General features: G+C 74.7%; 18 protein-coding genes and 1 CRISPR repeat array. Of the genes, 5 read left to right on the top strand and 13 right to left on the bottom strand.

The window, feature by feature from the left end:
- Position 1: 1 nt before the first annotated feature.
- From cas6e to cas2e, 3 genes are read left to right on the top strand one after another with little or no spacing between them, the layout of a single operon-like run.
- Complete coding sequence (gene cas6e / locus ABZ340_RS04670; protein WP_358780283.1) at positions 2-784, top strand: type I-E CRISPR-associated protein Cas6/Cse3/CasE; 783 nt, start codon at positions 2-4, stop codon at positions 782-784.
- Positions 777-1,781, top strand: a complete 1,005-nt coding sequence (gene cas1e / locus ABZ340_RS04675) for a type I-E CRISPR-associated endonuclease Cas1e (RefSeq protein ID WP_358780284.1) — start codon at positions 777-779, stop codon at positions 1,779-1,781. Before cas6e ends, cas1e begins: the two co-directional genes overlap by 8 nt.
- Positions 1,778-2,125 (top strand): type I-E CRISPR-associated endoribonuclease Cas2e, encoded by a 348-nt coding sequence (gene cas2e, locus ABZ340_RS04680; RefSeq protein WP_358780285.1) that lies wholly within the window; start codon positions 1,778-1,780, stop codon positions 2,123-2,125. The genes cas1e and cas2e overlap by 4 nt, the downstream gene beginning before the upstream one ends.
- Before the next feature lie 21 nt (positions 2,126-2,146).
- Positions 2,147-2,662: direct repeats of the CRISPR family, unit length 28 nt; unit sequence GTCGTCCCCGCGCCCGCGGGGGTTGCTC.
- Between the two features lie 50 nt (positions 2,663-2,712).
- Here cas2e and ABZ340_RS04685 read toward each other — a convergent pair.
- Positions 2,713-3,633: a DUF4349 domain-containing protein gene (locus ABZ340_RS04685; protein WP_358780286.1), complete on the bottom strand. Its 921-nt coding sequence runs from the start codon at positions 3,631-3,633 to the stop codon at positions 2,713-2,715.
- A 158-nt stretch (positions 3,634-3,791) separates the two neighbouring features.
- On the opposite strand from ABZ340_RS04685, the gene hemG reads away from it, so the two are divergent.
- Both hemG and hemQ read left to right on the top strand, forming a co-directional pair.
- Complete coding sequence (hemG, locus tag ABZ340_RS04690) at positions 3,792-5,258, top strand: protoporphyrinogen oxidase (protein ID WP_358780287.1); 1,467 nt, start codon at positions 3,792-3,794, stop codon at positions 5,256-5,258.
- Between the two features lie 4 nt (positions 5,259-5,262).
- Entirely contained in the window at positions 5,263-5,994 is a 732-nt protein-coding gene (gene hemQ, locus ABZ340_RS04695) for a hydrogen peroxide-dependent heme synthase (protein WP_358780288.1), read from the top strand.
- Positions 5,995-6,002: 8 nt separating this feature from the next.
- Here hemQ and ABZ340_RS04700 read toward each other — a convergent pair whose 3' ends face one another.
- The 12 genes from ABZ340_RS04700 to ABZ340_RS04755 all read right to left on the bottom strand — a co-directional run bounded on the left by ABZ340_RS04700 (position 6,003) and on the right by ABZ340_RS04755 (position 19,227).
- Positions 6,003-7,628 carry an alpha/beta hydrolase gene (locus tag ABZ340_RS04700; RefSeq protein ID WP_358780289.1) on the bottom strand — a complete coding sequence of 542 codons (1,626 nt, stop codon included), beginning with the start codon at positions 7,626-7,628 and terminating at the stop codon, positions 6,003-6,005.
- 297 nt (positions 7,629-7,925) lie between these two features.
- Positions 7,926-8,729, bottom strand: coding sequence for a TIGR04222 domain-containing membrane protein (locus tag ABZ340_RS04705; protein WP_358780290.1), 804 nt, complete (start codon positions 8,727-8,729; stop codon positions 7,926-7,928).
- Positions 8,730-8,824: 95 nt separating this feature from the next.
- Positions 8,825-10,159, bottom strand: a complete 1,335-nt coding sequence (locus ABZ340_RS04710; RefSeq protein WP_358780291.1) for a DUF692 domain-containing protein — start codon at positions 10,157-10,159, stop codon at positions 8,825-8,827.
- Between the two features lie 164 nt (positions 10,160-10,323).
- On the bottom strand, positions 10,324-11,007 hold the full coding sequence (locus ABZ340_RS04715) for an aminoacyl-tRNA hydrolase (protein WP_358780427.1): 684 nt from the start codon (positions 11,005-11,007) through the stop codon (positions 10,324-10,326).
- 105 nt (positions 11,008-11,112) lie between these two features.
- The gene (locus tag ABZ340_RS04720) at positions 11,113-11,295 is read right to left on the bottom strand and encodes a hypothetical protein (protein ID WP_358780292.1); all 183 of its coding nucleotides are present in this window, start codon (positions 11,293-11,295) and stop codon (positions 11,113-11,115) included.
- Between the two features lie 18 nt (positions 11,296-11,313).
- Complete coding sequence (locus ABZ340_RS04725) at positions 11,314-12,183, bottom strand: polysaccharide deacetylase family protein (protein ID WP_358780293.1); 870 nt, start codon at positions 12,181-12,183, stop codon at positions 11,314-11,316.
- A gap of 216 nt (positions 12,184-12,399) precedes the next feature.
- Complete coding sequence (locus tag ABZ340_RS04730) at positions 12,400-13,926, bottom strand: FAD-dependent oxidoreductase (protein ID WP_358780294.1); 1,527 nt, start codon at positions 13,924-13,926, stop codon at positions 12,400-12,402.
- A 100-nt stretch (positions 13,927-14,026) separates the two neighbouring features.
- Entirely contained in the window at positions 14,027-15,514 is a 1,488-nt protein-coding gene (locus ABZ340_RS04735; protein ID WP_358780295.1) for a PhoX family protein, read from the bottom strand.
- A 101-nt stretch (positions 15,515-15,615) separates the two neighbouring features.
- Positions 15,616-16,419, bottom strand: coding sequence for a slipin family protein (locus ABZ340_RS04740; protein ID WP_358780296.1), 804 nt, complete (start codon positions 16,417-16,419; stop codon positions 15,616-15,618).
- Between the two features lie 205 nt (positions 16,420-16,624).
- Positions 16,625-18,142 (bottom strand): SulP family inorganic anion transporter, encoded by a 1,518-nt coding sequence (locus ABZ340_RS04745; RefSeq protein ID WP_358780297.1) that lies wholly within the window; start codon positions 18,140-18,142, stop codon positions 16,625-16,627.
- Between the two features lie 17 nt (positions 18,143-18,159).
- The gene (locus tag ABZ340_RS04750) at positions 18,160-18,741 is read right to left on the bottom strand and encodes a carbonic anhydrase (protein ID WP_358780298.1); all 582 of its coding nucleotides are present in this window, start codon (positions 18,739-18,741) and stop codon (positions 18,160-18,162) included.
- Positions 18,742-18,825: 84 nt separating this feature from the next.
- The gene (locus ABZ340_RS04755; RefSeq protein ID WP_358780299.1) at positions 18,826-19,227 is read right to left on the bottom strand and encodes a hypothetical protein; all 402 of its coding nucleotides are present in this window, start codon (positions 19,225-19,227) and stop codon (positions 18,826-18,828) included.
- Positions 19,228-19,326: the final 99 nt, after the last annotated feature.

The raw sequence follows: 19,326 nt of genomic DNA on the forward strand, positions 1-19,326 counted from the left end.
CTTGCCGTACCTGTCGAAGATCCCCCTCAACCCGCGCCGCCGGGCAGCCGTCGCTCTGCTGGCCAACCCGCATCGGCTGCACGCCGCCATCCTGGGCGGCCTGGCCGTCCAGCCCGTCACCGAACGCGTACTGTGGCGGTTGGAGAACAGCACCGCGCACCGCGCCGAGATCCTCGTCCTCACCGAGAACCGCCCTTCCTGGCAGCACCTGGTGGAACAGGCCGGGTGGCCGGACGCCGACGGCGGCGAACCTCTCGTCGCCGACTACAGCCCTCTGCTGCAACGCCTCGCGCCCGGCCGGGAGTTCGCTTTCCGGTTGACCGCAAACCCGGTCCAGAGCATGCAGCGCCCTGCCAGCCCCAGCGAAGAGCAGATGCGACGCATGAAGTCCGGCACCGACGCCTCGGAGCGGCGGCGCGGCTTCCGCGTCGCACACCGCACCGCGGCCCAGCAGCTCACCTGGCTGCTCACCCGGGCCGAACGCCACGGTTTCACCATCCCCACCACCGACACCGGCCCCGGGATCGCGCTCGGCACCGGCACCGACGTTCCCGCCGGCCCGGCACCGGCCGTCTCCCTCATCGCCCGGGACACCCTGCGCTTCCGCAAGGGCAAGGACGGCCCGCGCGTCACCCTTTCCACCGCCACCTTCCAGGGGCGGCTCCGCGTCACCGACCCCGAGGCCCTGCGTGCCGCTCTGCTGGGCGGTATCGGGCCCGCCAAAGGCTACGGGCAGGGCCTGCTCACCCTCGCCCCGCTCCCAGGGGAGGCCGCACGTGGCTGAACCCTGGTGGCGGACCGGTCCGCAGGACGTCCACAGGCTTGAGGACCGCGTCTCCAGCCTGTATGTCGAGCGGTGCCACATCGACCGGGACGACAACGCCATCGTCCTGGTCAACAAGGCCCGCATCGTCCACGTCCCGGCCGCCTACCTCGCCGTGCTCCTCATCGGTCCCGGCAGCCGCATCACCCACGCTGCCGTCGCCCTGCTCGCCGACTCCGCCACCTCGGTGTGCTGGGTCGGCGAGCAGGGCGTACGCCTGTACGCCTCCGGCCTCGGCACCGCCCGCGGTTCCCAGCTCCAGCTGAGACAGGCATGGCTCGTCACCCGGCCCAAGGAACGCGTCGCCGTCGCCCGCCGTATGTACGACTTGCGCTTCCCCGGCGAGGACACCACCACGCTGACCCTCCAGCAGCTCCGCGGCCGGGAGGGCACCCGCGTCCGCAAGCTCTACGCGCAGCACTCCGAACGCACCGGCGTGCCGTGGACCAAACGCGACTACAAGGCCGGGGACGCCTTCGCCACCGGAGACGACGTCAACCGCCTGCTGTCCGCCGCCAATTCGGCTCTGTACGGCATCTGCCACGCCGTCATCACCGGCATCGGCGCCAGCCCCGCCCTCGGCTTCGTCCATACCGGGTCCGCGCTGTCGTTCGTCCTGGACATCGCCGACCTCTACAAGGCCGAGTTCACCATTCCCCTCGCCTTCGACCTCGCCGCCAAGGGCCTCACCACAGAACGCGACGCCCGCACAGCCCTTCGTGACGCCGTCGTCCAGCACAAACTTCTCCCGCGTATCGTCACCGACGTCAAACAGCTCCTCGTTCCCGACGGCACCGACCTCCCCGAGAAGGACCTCCACGGCCTCTGGGACGAGGGGAACACCGTCGTCAGCGGCGGCCGGAACTGGAGCGACTCCTTTACCCCCGATCACCACGTCGACGTCATCCCACCGCCACCCGAGGAGGAACGCGGCCCGCGACGGGAGACGGACGCATGACCGCAGGCACGACCGTCGTCATCCTGATCGCTGCACCCCCGGGCCTGCGCGGCCACCTCACCCGCTGGTTCGTCGAAGCCGCCCCCGGCGTCTACGTCGGCACCCCCAACACCCGTATCCGCGACCGACTGTGGTCCCTCCTCACCGACCGCATACACGACGGTCAAGCCGTCATGATCGAACCCGTGCCGACCGAGCAGGGCTGGGCCGTACGCACCGCAGGCCGGGACCGCTGGACCCCCGTCGACTTCGATGGCCTCACCCTCATGGCCCGCCCACGCCGCACCGGAAACCAACCCTGGCGCCCCGGACACGAGGTAAAGGAAAACCACCCACCCACTTGACAAAACCGCAGGCCAGTAAGTGTCGTCCCCGCGCCCGCGGGGGTTGCTCCTCCCACGGCTCGGTTCCTTCTCCAATGTCCTGGTCGTCCCCGCGCCCGCGGGGGTTGCTCGTTCGCGCGCCGGGCCCGGTTCCGGGTGGTGCGGTCGTCCCCGCGCCCGCGGGGGTTGCTCGTTCGCGCGCCGGGCCCGGTTCCGGGTGGTGCGGTCGTCCCCGCGCCCGCGGGGGTTGCTCGCGGCCCCTGCCGCCCGGACCGATTCCGGGCGGGTCGTCCCCGCGCCCGCGGGGGTTGCTCGGCCGAGGACGGCACGCTCACCCTCGCCGCCCCGTCGTCCCCGCGCCCGCGGGGGTTGCTCCGGGGCGAGCGGAGTGGCGCCGGTCCAGGTCGAGTCGTCCCCGCGCCCGCGGGGGTTGCTCCACCACCGCAGCCGCCATCCAGGCCAACGTCACGTCGTCCCCGCGCCCGCGGGGGTTGCTCCCGGACACGGCTGATCCGCGAGTACATCCGCTGGTCGTCCCCGCGCCCGCGGGGGTTGCTCCAAGGCTCCCGGCCGGGCGCGGTGTCGTCTCCGTTCAGTCTGGTCCTCCCTCAGTCCTGTCCGTCCCCGTCGGCGGCGCGGCGCGGCAGCCGCGGCCGTACCAGCCGCAGCCACAGCAGGACGAGCAGCGCCGCCACCGCCGCGAACGGCAGCACCGCGCCGAGCGCCACCGCCAGCCAGCGCAGCATCGTCACGAACGCGTCCCAGCCGCCCGCCACGGCGTCGGTGAAGCCGGGGTCGTCGTCCTCCGCGGCTTCCTTCACCGGTGTCTCGGTCAGGGACAGGGTGATGGTGGCCAGGGTTGTGCGGTCCTTCAGGGATGCCTGCCGGGCCAGCAGCGACTCCAGTTCGGCCTGGCGGGAGCTCAGTTCGCCCTCCAGGGTCACCACGTCGCTCAGCTTCGTGGCCCGGTCCATCAGCGCGCGGATGCGGGCCACGCTGGCGCGCTGGGAGGCGATGCGGCTCTCCACGTCCACGACCTGGTCGGTGACGTCCTCGGCCTTGGCGTCGCGTTGGAGGAGTTTCCCGGCGCCCTCCAGGCCGGCGAGGACCCCGTCGTACTTCTCCACGGGCACGCGCAGCACGACCCGGGTGCGCTCGTGGCCGTCCTCGTCGCGGGTGGTGGTCTCACCGCCGACGTAGCCGCCCGCGCTCTCGGTGGTGGCGCGGGCCGCGTCGAGGGCCTTGGGGACGTCCTTCACCTGCACGGTCAGGGACGCGGTGCGGATGATGTGGTTCGCGGTGAGCTTCTGCGGCGCCGACGCCCCGGCGCCGCCCGCGCCGCGGTCCCGGGCGCCGCCCTCCTTGGCGCCGGCGCCCGCCGCCGAGTCCGCCTGCGAGGCGGCTTCCGCGCCGGAGCCGTCCCCGGCGCTGTCGTCACCGGCGGCGCTGCACCCGGTGAGGGCGAGGGCCGCCGCGAGCAGGAGACCGGCCAGGGACCGGCCGGACCGGACGGAAAGGTGTGTGCGCACGTGGTGCCCCCGAGGGTCGTGACGACTGTGACGTCCCTTCGACGCCGGAAGCGGCCGGAACGTTGGCGCGGAACGGTCCCGAAGAGGTCACGGTCGGGACTCGGGCCGGACACCGGGGGCCGGGCCGCGCTGTCGGTGCCGTTTGAGAGGCTGGGGACATGCGTGAAGAGGAGACCCGTGCGGGTGCGGGGCATGTCGTCGTCATCGGGGCCGGCATCGCGGGGCTGGCCGCCGCCCACCGGCTGCTGGAGCGCGGGGCGCGGGTGACCGTGCTGGAGGCGTCCGGCCGGGTCGGCGGCAAGCTGCTGCCCGGCGAGATCGCCGGGGTGCGGGTCGACCTCGGCGCCGAGTCGATGCTGGCCCGCCGCCCCGAGGCCGTGGGCCTGGCCCGTGCGGTGGGTCTCGCCGACCGCCTCCAGCCGCCGGCCACCGCGACCGCCGCCCTGTGGACCCGGGGCGCGCTGCGCCCCATGCCCAAGGGCCACGTCATGGGCGTCCCCGGCACCGCCTCCGCCCTGTCCGGCGTGCTGTCCGAGGAGGGGCTCGCCCGGATCGAGCGCGACGCGGACCTGCCCCGCACCGAGGTCGGCGACGACGTGGCGGTGGGGGAGTACGTGGCGGCGCGGCTGGGCCGCGAGGTCGTCGACCGCCTGGTCGAACCGCTGCTCGGCGGCGTGTACGCGGGCGACGCCTACCGCATCTCGATGCGCTCGGCCGTCCCGCAGCTCTTCGAGGCCGCCCGCACGCACACCTCCCTCACCGAGGCGGTGCGCGCGATCCAGGGCAGGACGGCCGCCGCTCCGCGCAGCGGCGGGCCGGTCTTCATGGGCATCGAGGGCGGCATCGGCACGCTGCCGCTCGCGGTCGCCGCGTCGGTGCGGGCCCGCGGCGGCGAGATCGTCACGGGGGCCCCGGTGACGGAGCTGCGCCGCACGGCGCCCGCCGGGTGGCGGGTCGTCGCCGGCGAGCGGGTCCTGGACGCCGACGCGGTCGTCGTCGCCGTCCCGGCGCCCGCCGCCGCCGGCCTGCTCAAGGCCGAGGCGCCCGCCGCGGCGGCCGAGCTCGCCGCCGTCGAGTACGCCTCCATGGCGCTGATCACCCTCGCCTACCGCCGCTCCGAGGCCGCCGCGCTGCCCGAGGGCAGCGGGTTCCTCGTGCCCCCGGTCGACGGCCGGACCATCAAGGCGTCCACGTTCGCCTCCCGCAAGTGGGGCTGGATCGCCGAGGAGGACCCGGACCTGGTGGTGCTGCGCACCTCCGTCGGCCGGTACGGCGAGACGGAGATCCTCGGCCGGGACGACGAGGATCTCGTGGCGGTCTCCCGGCACGACCTGAAGGAGGCCACCGGCCTGGACGCCGCGCCGGTCGCCACCCGTGTCACCCGCTGGACCGACGGCCTGCCGCAGTACCCCGTCGGCCACCACGCGCGCGTGGCCCGCGTCCGCGAGCACGTCGGCAAGGTGCCGGGCCTGGCCGTGTGCGGAGCGGCGTACGACGGCGTCGGCGTCCCGGCGTCCATCGCGAGCGCGTACGCGGCCGTGGACCAGATCCACGGTGACCTGCGCGCCGTGCGGGAGCTCACCGCCCACCCGGTGCAGAGCCTGCACGGCGGGGCGGGAGAATAGGGCCATGAGTGACGACGCCTCCACCCCCGCCCCCGAGCGGATCCCGAACAAGGGCAAGCTGGCCAAGGACCTCAACGAGGTCATCCGCTACACCCTCTGGTCCGTCTTCAAGCTGAAGGACGTGCTCCCCGAGGACCGCGCCGGTTACGCCGACGAGGTCCAGGAGCTGTTCGACCAGCTCGCCGCCAAGGACGTGACGGTCCGCGGCACCTACGACGTCTCCGGCCTGCGCGCCGACGCCGACCTGATGATCTGGTGGCACGCCGAGACCAGCGACCAGCTCCAGGAGGCGTACAACCTCTTCCGCCGCACCCGGCTGGGCCGCGCGCTGGAGCCGGTCTGGTCGAACATGGCGCTGCACCGCCCCGCCGAGTTCAACCGCTCGCACATCCCGGCGTTCCTCGCCGACGAGACGCCGCGGAACTACGTCAGCGTCTACCCGTTCGTGCGCTCCTACGACTGGTACCTCCTGCCGGAGGAGGACCGCCGCCGCATGCTCGCCGACCACGGCAAGATGGCCCGCGGCTACCCGGACGTGCGCGCCAACACGGTCGCCTCCTTCTCCCTCGGCGACTACGAGTGGATCCTCGCCTTCGAGGCCGACGAGCTGTACCGCATCGTCGACCTCATGCGTCACCTGCGCGGTTCCGAGGCGCGGATGCACGTCCGCGAGGAGGTCCCCTTCTTCACGGGCCGCCGCAAGGACATCGCCGAGCTGGTGGCCGGGCTCGCCTGATCAGGTGATCAGGACGCGGTCCGGGGCGCCGCGGCCTCCCCGGACCGGTCCGCCGGCCGGCCCGTCGGCCTCGGCGCCGGGCGCGGGGCGCAGGACGCGTCCCGCGCCGGGAGCCGGCCCTCCAGGAGGTACGCCTCCAGGTGGCCGTCGACGCAGGCGTTTGCGCCGCCCGCGACGCCGTGCGAGCCGGCGCCCCGCTCGGTCACCAGCACCGAGCCCGCCAGCCGGCGGCGCAGCTCCAGCGCCCCGTCGTAGGGGGTCGCCGCGTCCCGCTCCCCGGCCAGGATCAGCGTCGGCGGCAGCTCACCCGGCCCGGTGCGCACGTCCAGGGGCCGCTGCCGGGGCGCCGTCCAGTACGCGCACGGCAGGTTCGTCCACACGTTCTCCCAGGTCTCGAACGGCGCCCGGCGCGCCAGGCGGGTGTTGTCCCGGTCCCAGACGCGGAAGTCCGTCGGCCAGGGCCCGTCGTTGCACTCCACCGCCGTGTAGACCGCGCTCGCGTTCTCCGCCTCGGCCGCCGCCTCCGGGTGCGGCCCCGCCTGGTCGATCAGCGGCTGCGGGTCCCCCTTCAGATACGCCGACAGCGCGTGTGCGCGGTGCGGCCAGAGGTCGTCGTAGTACCCGGCCCGCAGCAGCATCTCCTGCAGCTGCGCCGGGCCGACCGTGCCGCCCGCCGGCCGCGTGGCCAGGCGCGCGCTCGCCTCCTCGTAGCGGCGCTGCACCTCGCGCGGCGTGCGGCCGAGCCCGTACACGTCGTCGTGCGCGGCGATCCACGTCCGGAAGTCCGCCCAGCGGCGCTCGAACGCCTCCGACTGGGCGAGGTTGTTGCGGTACCAGATCCGCTCGGGGGCGGGGTGCACCACCGAGTCGAACACCATCCGCCGCACACGCGAGGGGAACAGCTCCGCGTACAGCGCCCCGAAGTAGGTGCCGTACGACGCGCCCATGAACGTCAGCCGCTTCTCGCCCAGCGCGGCCCGGACGACCTCCAGGTCACGGGCGTTGTTCAGGGAGTGGTGGTGGCGCAGCGCGTCGCCCGACCGCTCGGCGCAGCCCCGCGCGTACGCCCGCGCCTCGGTGATCCGCTCCCGCTTGTACGCCGCCGAGGGGTGCACCGGGGCCGGTCCGGGGCCCTTGAGGAAGCGTTTCGGGTCCTGGCAGGACAGGGGCGTGGAGGGGGCGACCCCGCGGGGGGCGTAGCCGACGAGGTCGTAGGCCGCGGCGAGCCGCTTCCACTCGGGCAGCAGCCCGACCAGCGGGAAGTGCAGGCCGGAGGCGCCCGGTCCGCCCGGGTTGTACACCAGCGCCCCCTGCCGGGGCACCGTGCGCCCGCCGGCGCGCGGGTCCTTTCCCGTGGCCCGCACCCGGCCGACGGTGAGCCGGATCTGCCGGCCGTCGGGGCGCGCGTAGTCGAGCGGGACCGTCACCGTGCCGCACCGCAGGGAGCCGGGCAGGTCCTCCGCGTCCGGGCACCTGCCGAAGGCGATGCCGGCGGCCGCGGCGCGCGCGGCGGCCACCGCGGTGCCGCGCCGCTCGGCAGCGCCGGGCTCCTGCGGGGCGCCGCCGGCCGGGGCCGTGGCGAGGGCGGTCAGGAGCAGGGCCCCGGCGGCCGGGTGGAGGACGGTGGCTCTCATCGCGGATCCCTTCGCTGCGCGGCGGCGACAGAAGGGATGTTTCGGCCGATCATCGGGCAAGGCAAGCACCGCCCGTGCGGCGCGTCGGTCGGTCCGTGCGGCGCGTCGGCCCGCCCGAGTGGCGCGTCGGCCCGTCGGTCTGCTTGCGTAGCACGTCGGTCGGCCCGCGTAGCGTGCCGGTCTGCCCGCGTGGCGCGTGGGCCCGTCGGTCTGTCCGGGCGGCCCGTCGGTCTGCCCGTGCGGCGCGTCGGCCCGCTCGCCGCCAGGTGCCGTCCGGCTCCCCGCCGGCGTGCCGCCTCAGCCGCCGTGGCGCTCGGTGTGCCGCTCGCGGTGGGCGAAGGCCGCGCGCAGGTCCGGTTCGCCGATCGCGTGGATGCCGCGTACGGCCACGGAGGTGAGGAACGTCCGCTCGCCGTCCGCGCCGTCCGTGCCGTCGGCCTGCCGGGTGAGCGCGCCGAGCAGCCGCTGCCCGGCGGGGGACGCCCAGCGCGCGTACGGATGGATCTCCATGCGCGCCAGGGCGAGGCATCCCAGGGCCAGGGCGAGCGGCAGCGTGAACCACAGGGCGATCAGATGCCGCGGCACGTCCGAGGGGACGGGCAGGGACACGGCGGTCGCGCCCAGCGCGCACACGGCGACGGCGGCCAGGCGTACCTGCCGGACGGCCGCCGCCACGCTGTCGCGGCCGCCGTCCGGCACGGCCAGTCCCGCGCCGACGAGCCGCTCGGCGAGCCCGCGCACCGCGTCGGCCGCCGCGGCGGCCGCCCGCACGGGCGCGATCCGGGACTGCCCGCCGGGCCCGATGGCCCCGAGGACGGACCGCTCCATCTCGTCCCGTCCGCGCGGGTCGACGACGGTGGCCCAGCCGGTGTGGGCCAGCAGCAGCCGGCGCTGGCGCGCCATGGAGACGAGCGTCAGGTCGGCGACCCGCCCGGGGCCGCCGGACAGGAACGCCGCCTCGTACAGGGTCAGTTCGTGCCCGGGGCCCGCGGGCGCGTCCGCCGTGTCCACGGCCGCCGTGCGCGCCGCGGTCAGGCACAGCCGTGTGCACGCGGTGCCGGCGAAGACCCAGGCGAGCAGCAGGAGGAGGACCCAGAACATGCCGCGTTTGTATGACAGCGGCGTCGGCCGCGCCATGCCCTGTTCACCATCCGGACAGAGCGTTGCCGGTATGTGACGTTCCGTTTCGTCTCCGGTCAGCGCCGCGACAGCACCCGGCGCGTGGCCCGCGCCAGCCGTACGGCCGGCCGGCGCGACCGCGGCGCCGGTCCCGACCGCTCCAGCCACCACTCCCGCAACTCCCGCCGCGCCCGCGGGTCCTCCGGCAGACCGTCGGCCAGCAGCAGTCCGGCGAAGTCGAGCGCGTCCCGCCGGTATCCGCCGGTCAACGGGCGTCCGTGGGCGTAGGCGAGGAAGAGCGTCCGGTAGCCGTTCCCGAGGATCACCGGCAGTTCGGGCGCGACCTTCGCGACGATGCCCGCCCGCTTCGCGGCCAGCGCCCGCGCCTGCACCCGCAGCCGCACCCGGTCGAACCCCTCGGGCGCGGGTGTCCCGGCGACCAGCGCGGACAGCAGCGCGGCCTGCGCCAGGCCGAGCCGCTCCCGCGCGGACTCGGACCCGGAGGAGTCCGCGGGCTCCTCCGCCCTCCCGGCGGGGGCGGCCGGCCCGGCACCCGCCCCCTCGGCGCGCGCCTCGGCCGCGCTCCGCCGCCCCGCGCGCAGCGCCGCCCGGATCGCGTCCAGCTCCCCCTCCAGCTCGGCCGGTTCGGGGAAGTTCTCGTCCCGCTCCAGCAGCACGCCCGGCGGCGCGACGCGGGAGGCGAGGTCGGCCAGGATGCCGAGGACCGGCCGCGGCACGGGGTGGGCGTGGCTGTCGTGCCAGACGCCGTCGCGCTCGTAGCCGCCCGCGACGTGCACGTAGGCGATGGCCTCCAGGGGGAGTTCGGCGAGCGCCTTGGCCGGGTCCTCGCCGCGGTTGACGTGGTTGGTGTGCAGGTTCGCCACGTCGATCAGCAGCCGCACCCCCGTGCGGTCGGCCAGCTCGTACAGGAACTGTCCCTCGGTCATCTCCTCGCCCGGCCAGGAGAACAGGGCGGCGATGTTCTCCACGGCGAGCGGCACGGGCAGCGCGTCCTGCGCGATGCGGACGTTCTCGCACAGCACGTCGAGCGCGTCCCGGGTGCGCGGCACCGGCAGCAGATGTCCCGCCTCCAGGTGCGCGGACGCGGTCAGCGGCCCGCCCGCGCGGACGAACGCGATGTGCTCGGTGACCAGCGGCGAGCCCAGCACCTCGGCCCGTTCGGCCAGCGCGGCCAGCCGGTCCGGGTCGGGCCGTTCGGCGCCGCCCAGGCCCAGGGAGACGCCGTGCGGTACGACGGTGACACCGCGCTCGCGCAGGCGCCGCAGGGAGGCGGGGAGGTGGCCGGGGCAGACGTTCTCGGCCACGACCTCGACCCAGTCGATGCCCGGCATGCGCTCCACGGCGTCCGCGATCTCCGGCCGCCACCCGATGCCCGTCCCCAGTCGCTCCATCGTCCCCCTCCTCCGCACGCCGGGATGCCGTTCCGGCCGCGAGGGGGGTATGGCCCCGCGCCGCGCGCGCCAATCTCGGCATGGGCACGTTCAGAGGAACATTTGAGGTTCGGGCAAAAGGGGCGGGCGGCGGGCGGGCCCCGGGCGGCCCCGAGGCGGTGGCCCTACCGCAGCGCCGGGTGGTCCGCGACCACCGTGCAGGAACCGGGGGCGATCTCGGTGAAACCGGCGTCGCGGACCACGGGCAGGCCGCTCGTGGTCAGGCGCCGCCAGTCGGCGGGGTCCGCGGTGCGCACGGCCAGCGGGAAGCCGGCGTCGCGCCAGGCGGCGCGCTGCTCGCCGTCCAGTTCCCACCAGGCGAGCTGGGCGGCGTGGCCCGTCTGCGCCATCGCCTTGCCGGCCGACATCTCCAGGTCCGGGTTGGTCCAGAGCACGGGTGCGGACGGGCCGGCGTCCACCGGGGGCTCCGGGTCGTCGAGGTCGGTGCCGGAGACCTGGAGGCGGGCCAGGTCCTTGGGCCAGCCGTCCAGCGGCACGGGCGGGAAGACCCGCACCTCGGCCGCCTTCCCGGTCACCGTGATGCCGGGCAGCGCCTCGGCGCGCCGCCACTCGGCGCCGCGCGCCCGCCGCACCACCTTGCGGATGCGGGCGTCCTGCCAGTCCCGCACCGCCCGCGCCCACTCCCCGTCGCCCAGCGACCGCTCGTCGGCGAGCAGGGTCAGCACCGCGCGGGCCGAGGTCTCCAGGGCGTCCGTCCGCGGCGGCGGGGCCGCCCGCTCGATCCGGACCACCAGCGGCAGCACGTACTCGCGTGTGCCGGTCCCGGGGCGGGAGGGGCTGTCGTTCACGGGCGTCGGGTCCTGATGCTGGTCCTGGTCCTGGCTCACGCCTCCCAGTGTGCCAGCCGGAAGATCGGCACCGGAGGCGGCCGGGGTCCGCCCGCCCGGTGCCCGTCACCCCGAGCAGGCCGTGCGCTGGGCCTCCTGCCACTCGCAGCGCGGACAGAGCGTGATCCCCTTGTACGACTCGGGGTACTCCGTCGGCTCCCGGCACAGGACGCACTCCGCGTACGGCGGCCCGTCGGCCTTGGGCGGCCGGGCCGCGTCGATCAGGCAGTAGTCGTCGCCGTCGCTCATGTCTCCAGCGTAGGCCGGTCACCGGCGTCCGGCGGCGGCCCCGATCAGCTCGGAGACCTTCACGAAGCGGTAGCCCTGCCGGCGCAGCTCGGGGACGACCGCGCGCACCGCCCGCTCGGTCACCGGGGCGGCGCTGCGCGTGCAGTGCAGGACGACCACCGAACCGGGCCGTACGCCGTCCAGGACCTGCCGGGCCACCGCGTCCGCGTCGGTGGCGAACGCGTCGCCGCTCACCACGTCCCACTGCACCGCCGTCACGCCGGTCGCGGCGATCGCCCGCAGCGCCCGCCGGTCGTAGCAGCCGCCGGGGAAACGGAAGTACGGCTTCGGGTCGGGCACGCCCGCCGCGCGGAAGGCCGTGTACGCCCGTTCCACGTCCGTCCGCATCCGGTCCTCGGGCAGGACCGGCAGGCCGTGGCAGTCGCCGGTGAAGGCGTGGTGGCTGTAGGAGTGGTTGGCGACCTCGAAGAGCGGGTCCCGTCCGATGGAGCGGGCCTGGTCCGGGTACTCCTGCGCCCAGCGCCCGGTCATGAACACCGTGGCGGGCACCTTCAGCTCCCGCAGCGCGGCGATCAGCCGGGGGTTGTCGAACCGTTCGCCCGCCGCCGCCCGCGGCCCCTGATCGGCGGTCATGTCGGCGTCGAAGGTCAGGGCCACGGTCTTGTCCGGAGTGCGGGGGCCGTTCTCGAAGACGGGGGCCAGACCGGCCGGGCCGGGGGCGAGCGTGGGCGGCCGGGACGGGGCGGACGAAGGGAGGGCGGAGGACGCGGAGGGGGCGGGGCGGGGCTCCCGGGGGGCCTGGGGCTGGGGTGCCTGGGCGGTGCCGCAGGCGGCGAGGGCACCGCCCAGGGCGCAGACGGCGGTCACACGGCGCAGGAGAGCGATCACCGCATGAACGTACGGCCTTTTGTTGTGAATGTACGAATATATGCGCGCCGGTGAGGCCGAGTCTCACCCGCCCGGACGGGACCCGGGACGGGCGGGTGCGGCGGGACCGGCAGGCGGCGCGGGCCCGGTGGACGGTGGAGGAGCGGCAGGCGGCGCGGGCCCGGCCGGCGGTGAAGGACCGGCAGGCGGCGCGGGCCCGGCGGACGCCGTGGGCCCTCAGATGTCCCGTCGTTCCAGCGGCCGGGTCGCCGGACCCTGGATCACCTTGCCGTCCGTGTCGAAGCGGGAGCCGTGGCACGGGCACTCCCAGGCGCGCTCGGCCGCGTTGAAGCCGACCAGGCACCCCAGGTGGGTGCAGCGCGGGGAGACAGCGTGCAGGGCGCCGGCCTCGTCCCGGTAGACCGCGAGCCGGTCGCCGCCCGCCCGGACCACGGCGCCCTCCCCGGGAGGCAGCGAGTCCACCGGCGGCGCGGGCCGCAGCCGGTCGCCGACGAAGTGGCCGGCGACCTCGGCCTGCGTCTTCAGGAACTGCGGCGCCTCCCGCACGGCCGTGCGCAGCCGGCGCGGGTCGTACAGCTCGCTCCAGGCGCACTCCTCGCCGGTGAGCTGCCGGGCCAGCAGCCGCCCGGCCATCATGCCGCCGCTCATGCCCCAGCCCGCGAAGCCGGTGGCCACGTAGGTGTGCCGGGCGCCGGGATGCAGCGGGCCCACCATGGGGACGGTGTCGGTGGGGTCGTTGTCCTGGGTGGCCCAGGCGTGGGTGAGCTCCACGCCGGGGAAGTGCTCGCGGGCCCAGGCGGACAGGCGGTCGAACCGCTCCCGGGTGTCGCCCGTGCCGGGGGTGAAGTGCTCCCCGGTGATCACCAGCAGCCGCCGGTCGCCGCCGTCGCCGTACGGGGCCGTGCGGACCGACCGCGTGTTCTCGTCCGGCGTGATGTACATGCCGTCGGGGTCCCGCCCGGCCTCGACCGTCCCGGCGACGACCAGCTCGCGGCGCGGGGAGAGGCGGGTGAACAGCAGCGCCCGGTCGAAGATCGGGTAGTGCGTGGCGACGACGACGTCCCGGGCGGTCACCGTCGCGCCCGTGCCGGTCGACACCCGGCACGGCTCGCCCTCGTCCAGGCCGTGCACGGTGGTGTGCTCGAAGATGCGCCCGCCCCGCCCGACCAGGTCCTCGGCGAGGGCCAGCAGGTACTTGCGGGGGTGGAACTGGGCCTGCCCGGTGACCCGGACCGCGCCCGCGACCGGGTACGGCAGCCCGGTCTCCGTCACGAACGAGGCCGGCAGTCCCGCCTCCTTCGCGGCGGCGGCCTCGGCCCGCACCTCCTCCACGCGGCCCGCGTCACGGACGTACGTGTACGCGCTCCGGGTCTCCCAGTCGCAGTCGATGCCCAGCTCCGCCACGACCTCGGCGGCGCGTTCGATCGCCTCCGTCTGCGAGCGGGCGTACAGCCGGGCGCCCTCGGGGCCGCGGGTGCGGCGCAGCTTGCCGTAGACCAGCGAGTGCAGGGCGGTGACCTTGGCGGTGGTGTGCCCGGTGACGCCGGCCGCGATCCGCCCGGCCTCCAGCACCGCCACACTCCGCCCGGCCCGTGTCAGCTCCCAGGCGGTGCACAGCCCGGCGATGCCGCCGCCGATCACGGCGACATCGACGTCGAGGTCGTCCTCCAGCGCGGGGTGAGGGGTGCCGCCCGGGGCGGTCTGGAGCCAGTACGAGTCGCTGACGTGCGGGTTCTGCGTCATGTGGGCCCGGGTACCCCGTCGCGGCGACTTCAGTGACCGGGCGCCGCGAGGACCGCGCCGACTGCGGCGCCCGGTCGGGGGATCCTTCGAGGACCCGCGGCTACCGGCGCCAGGGGCCGGTCACCGCGAAGGTCGTGCCGGGGGTGTAGCAGTTGACGTACAGGGTGCGGCCATCGGGGGAGAAGGTGACGCCGGCGAACTCGCCCCACTCCGGCTCCTGGGGCGTGCCGCCCGCCGCGGCAGCGGCTGATGTGATCGCCTGGCGGCCCCGGGCCATCGCGTAGACCTCGCCGTGCCGGGTCACGCCGAAGACGTGCTGGGCGCCGTTGCCGTCCTCGCAGACCATCAGGCCGCCGCTGGGCGCGAGGCAGATGTTGTCCGGCGACTCCCCGGGCAGCCGCACGTCCGTGTCCGGGCCGAAGACGATCACCAGGGTCAGCCGGCGCCGCTCCGGGTCGTACCGCCAGACCTGTCCGTAGTGGTCGGCCGCCGAGCCCTCGGCGCTGCGCGCGAAGGACGACACGAAGTACACCGACCGCCCGCCCCAGTAGCAGCCCTCCAGCTTCTGCGCGTGCGTGATGCCCTTCGGCCCGAAGTCCTGGAGGCGGATGGGGGTTTCGCGGGCCTGGGGGTCCGGTACGTCGACCCATTCGATGCCGTCGAAGGAGACCCCCGTCTCCTGGACGGCGGACAGGTCGGTCACACCGGGCACGCGCATCGCCTGGAGCCGCCCGCCCGCCCGCAGCGACCCGAGACCGCCGAGCGGCTTGACCGGCAGAAACCGGTAGAAGAGGCCGAACGGCCTCTGGAAGGCGTCCTCCGTCTCGTACACCACGCCCCGCCGCGGATCGACGGCCGTCGCCTCGTGCTGGAAGCGGCCCATCGCGGTCAGCGGCACCGCCCCGGAGCGGTGCGGGTCGGCCGGGTCGACCTCGAAGACGAAGCCGTGGTCCTTGGCGTATCCGGCGGTCCCGGCCTTGTCCTCGGTCTCCTCGCAGGTCAGCCAGGTGCCCCACGGGGTGGGCCCGCCCGCGCAGTTGACGGCCGTACCGGCTATCGCGACCCGCTCGGACAGGACGTCGCCCCGAGGGCTCAAGGTCAGGGCCGTGCAGCCGCCCTTGCCGGCCGGGTCGTAGGTCAGGCCCTCGACCGTCGGGACGCCCAGGCGGGCGGTGGCGCGGTTCTCGTGGTTGCGGACCAGGTGGACGCGGCCCCCTCTGCCCGGGAAGGCCGCCATGCCGTCGTGGTTCGAGGGGACGAGGCCCTCGCCGGAGCGGAGCGGGTCGCCCTCGCGGGACAGGACCCGGTAGCGGAAACCCTCGGGGAGGTCGAGCAGGCCGTCCGGGTCCTCGACGAGCGGCCCGTAACCGCCGTGGCCGAGGTCCTGCGCGGCGGCGGTGCCCGCGAAGAGCTCGGAGAGGTTTCCGGCGAAGGCGATCGAGACGCCCAGCGCGCCGGTACGGGCGAGCAGTTGGCGCCGGGAGGGGGAGCCGTCGGCGGGCGTGGTGCCGGTCGTGGTGCCGGTCGTGGTGCCAGTCGTGCTGCCGAGCGTGGTGCCAGTCGTGCTGCCGGTCGTGGTCTCGGGCATGGAGAAACCTTCCTGCTGGCGGACAGGAACTGCGACCCCGCCGTGTCTATCACCCCGGCACACGCCCCGGGAACCACGCGGATACCACCGGCTGCCTTCCGTCACGCCCCGGTGGGCCGCTCCGCGGCGTGGCCGGACGGGATCTGCTGCTGGGCCCTCTCCAGGAAGCGCAGCAGTTCGACCGGGAAGGGCAGGACGAGGGTGGAGTTCTTCTCCGCGGCGACCGCGACGACGGTCTGCAGCAGGCGCAGTTGCAGCGCGGAGGGGGTGTCGGCCATCTGCTGCGCGGCCTCGGCGAGCTTCCTCGACGCCTGGAGTTCGGCGTCGGCGTTGATGACCCGGGCCCGCCGCTCGCGGTCGGCCTCGGCCTGTCGGGCCATCGACCGCTTCATCGTGTCGGGCAGGGACACGTCCTTGATCTCCACCCGGTCGATCTGCACGCCCCAGCCGACGGCCGGACTGTCGATCATCAGCTCCAGGCCCTGGTTGAGCTTCTCCCGGTCCGACAGCAGGTCGTCCAGCTCGCTCTTGCCGATGATCGACCGCAGAGAGGTCTGCGCCATCTGGGAGACGGCGAACCGGTAGTCCTCGACGTTGACCACGGCCGCCGCCGCGTCCACGACCTTGAAGTACACCACCGCGTCCACCCGCACCGTGACGTTGTCCCGGGTGATGCCCTCCTGCGCGGGCACCGGCATCGTCACGATCTGCATGTTGACCTTCCGCATTCGGTCGACGCCCGGCACGATCAGGTTGAACCCGGGCCGGCGCACGTCGCCGTGGAGCCGGCCGAGCCGGAAGACCACCCCGCGTTCGTACTGCTTGACGACCCGCGCCGCCGCGGACAGGTACACCACACCGGCCGAACCGGTCGCCGCGGCCGCCGTCAGCAGCTCCTGGAGCATGACGACCTCCCTGCTCAGGGGTCCCTTTCGTCTGCTCCTGTCACGATATGCCGAGTGCCCGGTCCGGGGCCATGCCTCCGGACCGGGCACTCGGGACGCGGCTCGCCGCGGTCACCGCTGCGGACCGTCGTGGTCACCGCTGCGGACCGTCGTGGTCACCGCCGCGGCCATCGCTGCTGACCGCCGCGGATCACAGCGGACCGGGCTACCCGGCCGTGGCCCCGGCCTTGGCGGCCGGCTCCGCGGCCTCGCCCCGGACGGCCGGCTCCGTGACCTTCACCGGCTCCGTGGCCGTGGCACTGTGCCGCTCGGCCCAGTTCTCCAGCGCCGTACGGCAGGCGTGGTCCAGGTGGTGCAGCCCCGACAGGTCCAGCTCGACCGGCCGGTCCTGGGGCAGGGACTCCAGGCTGTCGAGGATCTTCGGCAGCCGCAGGAAGGTCGCGTTGCCCGACAGGTACACCTGGATGGGACCGGCGCCCTTGTCGATGACCTCCAGCCGGACGTGCGAGGCGTCCCAGGCGGTCTTGACCACGGACAGGGCCAGACCGATCAGCACGCCCTCGAACATGTTCACCGCGACGATCGACACGGCGGTGACCACCAGGATCAGCGCCTCGCCCCGGTGCGAGCGCCACAGCGAGACCAGACCCCGCAACGGGATCAGCTTCCAGCCCGCGTGGACCAGGATGCCGGCCAGTGCGGGCAGCGGGATCAGGGCCAGCGCGGCCGGCAGCAGCGCCGCGAACAGCAGCAGCCACACGCCGTGCAGGACCCGGGACGCCTTGGTCCGCGCGCCCGCCGCGACGTTGGCGGAGCTGCGCACGATGACCGCGGTCATCGGCAGCGCGCCGAGCACACCGCACACCGCGTTGCCCGCGCCCTGTGCCATGAGCTCCTTGTCGTACTGGGTGCGCGGCCCGTCGTGCAGCCGGTCCACCGCGGCGGCGCTGAACAGGCTCTCCGCCGACGCGATCAGGGTGAAGGCGAGGATCGTGCCGATCAGGCCGATGTTCGCCAGACCGGCGAAGTCGTCCGCGCCGGGCGGCTGGACGGAGTCGATCAGGCCCTGCACCTCGACGGTGGCGACCGGCAGGCTGAAGGCGAGCGTGGCCAGCGTCGCCAGCACGACCGCGGCGAGCGCGCCCGGCACGGTCTGCGCGCCCTTGGGCAGCCGCTTCCACAGCACCATCACCGCGATGGTGCCCGCGCCCACCGCCAGCGAGGCGAGCGCCTCGGCGCTGCCGAGGGCGTCGGCGGCGGCCCCCGGCAGACCCAGGATCTTGTCGATGCCGGAGGCGGGCGCCTCCAGCCCCGCCGCCGCGTACAGCTGGCCGGCGATGATGACCAGACCGATACCGGCCAGCATGCCCTCGACGACGGATATGGATATCGCCCGGAACCAGCGCCCCAGCTTCAGGGCGCCCATGGCGAGCTGGAGCAGTCCGGTGGCCAGCACGATCACGCCGAGTGCGGGCAGCCCGTAGGTGTCGACCGCCCCGAAGACGAGTACGGTCAGACCGGCGGCCGGCCCGGACACCTGCAGGCTGCTGCCCGGCAGCAGACCGGTGACGATCCCGCCGACGATGCCGGTGACCAGGCCCAGTTCGGCCGGGACGCCGGAGGCGACGGCGACGCCCACGCACAGCGGGACGGCGACCAGGAAGACGACGAGGGAGGCGGTGAAGTCCTGCCGCAGATGGGGGAACCTCGATATCGCGGTCATCGCGCTCTTCCCCCCGCTCACAGGGCCTCGAACGCGCCGGTGCCCGCGCGGTGTTCGCGCACGGTCCCGGTGTGGACCTCGTAGTACCAGCCGTGCAGGCTCAGTTCGCCCTCCGTCAGGCGCCGTTCCACGCAGGGGTAGGACCGCAGGCGCTCCAGCTGGGCCAGGACGTGGTTCTGCACGGCCTCGGCGACCGTCGGGTCGGACGGGTCGGAGCACTTGGGCTCCTCCGCCGCGTGCGCGAGCCACGCGCGCACGGCGGGTACGGCGGTCAGGTCGTCGCCGCGCACCATCGCGCCCACGGCGCCGCAGTGCGAGTGGCCGCAGACGACGATGTGCCGCACGCCGAGCACCTGCACGGCGTACTCGATGGTGGCCGCCTCGCCGGTCGGGCGGTCGGCGGCGTAGGCCGGGACGACGTTGCCCGCGGTGCGCAGCTCGAAGAGCCGGCCGGGGCGGGCGCCCGTGATCAGGGCGGGCACGACCCGCGAGTCGGAGCAGGTGATGAACAGGACCTCCGGCCACTGGCCTTCGGCAAGGGGGGCGAACTCCTCAGGGCGCTGTCCGAACGTGCGGGCGTGGTCGATGAGGGGCTGCATGTGTGGTGATTCCTCCTGGCGCGCGTGGGGACGCGTCGGACGGGACAGGACAGGACAGATCGGATCGGGGAACTGCTCTGCCGCTCAGCAGCGGAAGACCTGGAGCGCCGCCGGGGAGTGGTCGGCCGGTGGGCTCGGTGCGCGGGGACGGGCCGCGCCGGGGGCGGCCTGTGCGTGGACGGCCTCCGTGTCCGGCCCGGAGAGCGGACGTTCGGGGCCTTCGGCCGCCGGGGCGGACGCGGTGCGGTGCCGATCGCGGACGCGCAGCGGGCCGGGCGGGGTGCCGGGGCGGCCGGTGTCCTGGCAGGCGACGGTTTCTTCGCGCGGCGCCATGCCGGAAGGAAGGTTTCCGGGCTGGGCGTTGGCCACGACATGACGTGCTGTGTACGCGGATGCGAACGGCGCGGTGAGTGCGAAGAACGGGAGGGCGAACAGAAGGGCGGCGAGGGCCGACACCACGGCCCGGGCCGTCTTGCCTCCGGACATGCGCCCCCCTCCCACCGGCTCACACTTCTAGCGCGCACCAATACTTGGTCAACGCTTGGTCAAGAAACACGTTAACCCGGTAAAGCCGTTTGCAGGGTT

The organism is Streptomyces sp. NPDC006134, assembly GCF_040628835.1.
Classification (GTDB): domain Bacteria; phylum Actinomycetota; class Actinomycetes; order Streptomycetales; family Streptomycetaceae; genus Streptomyces.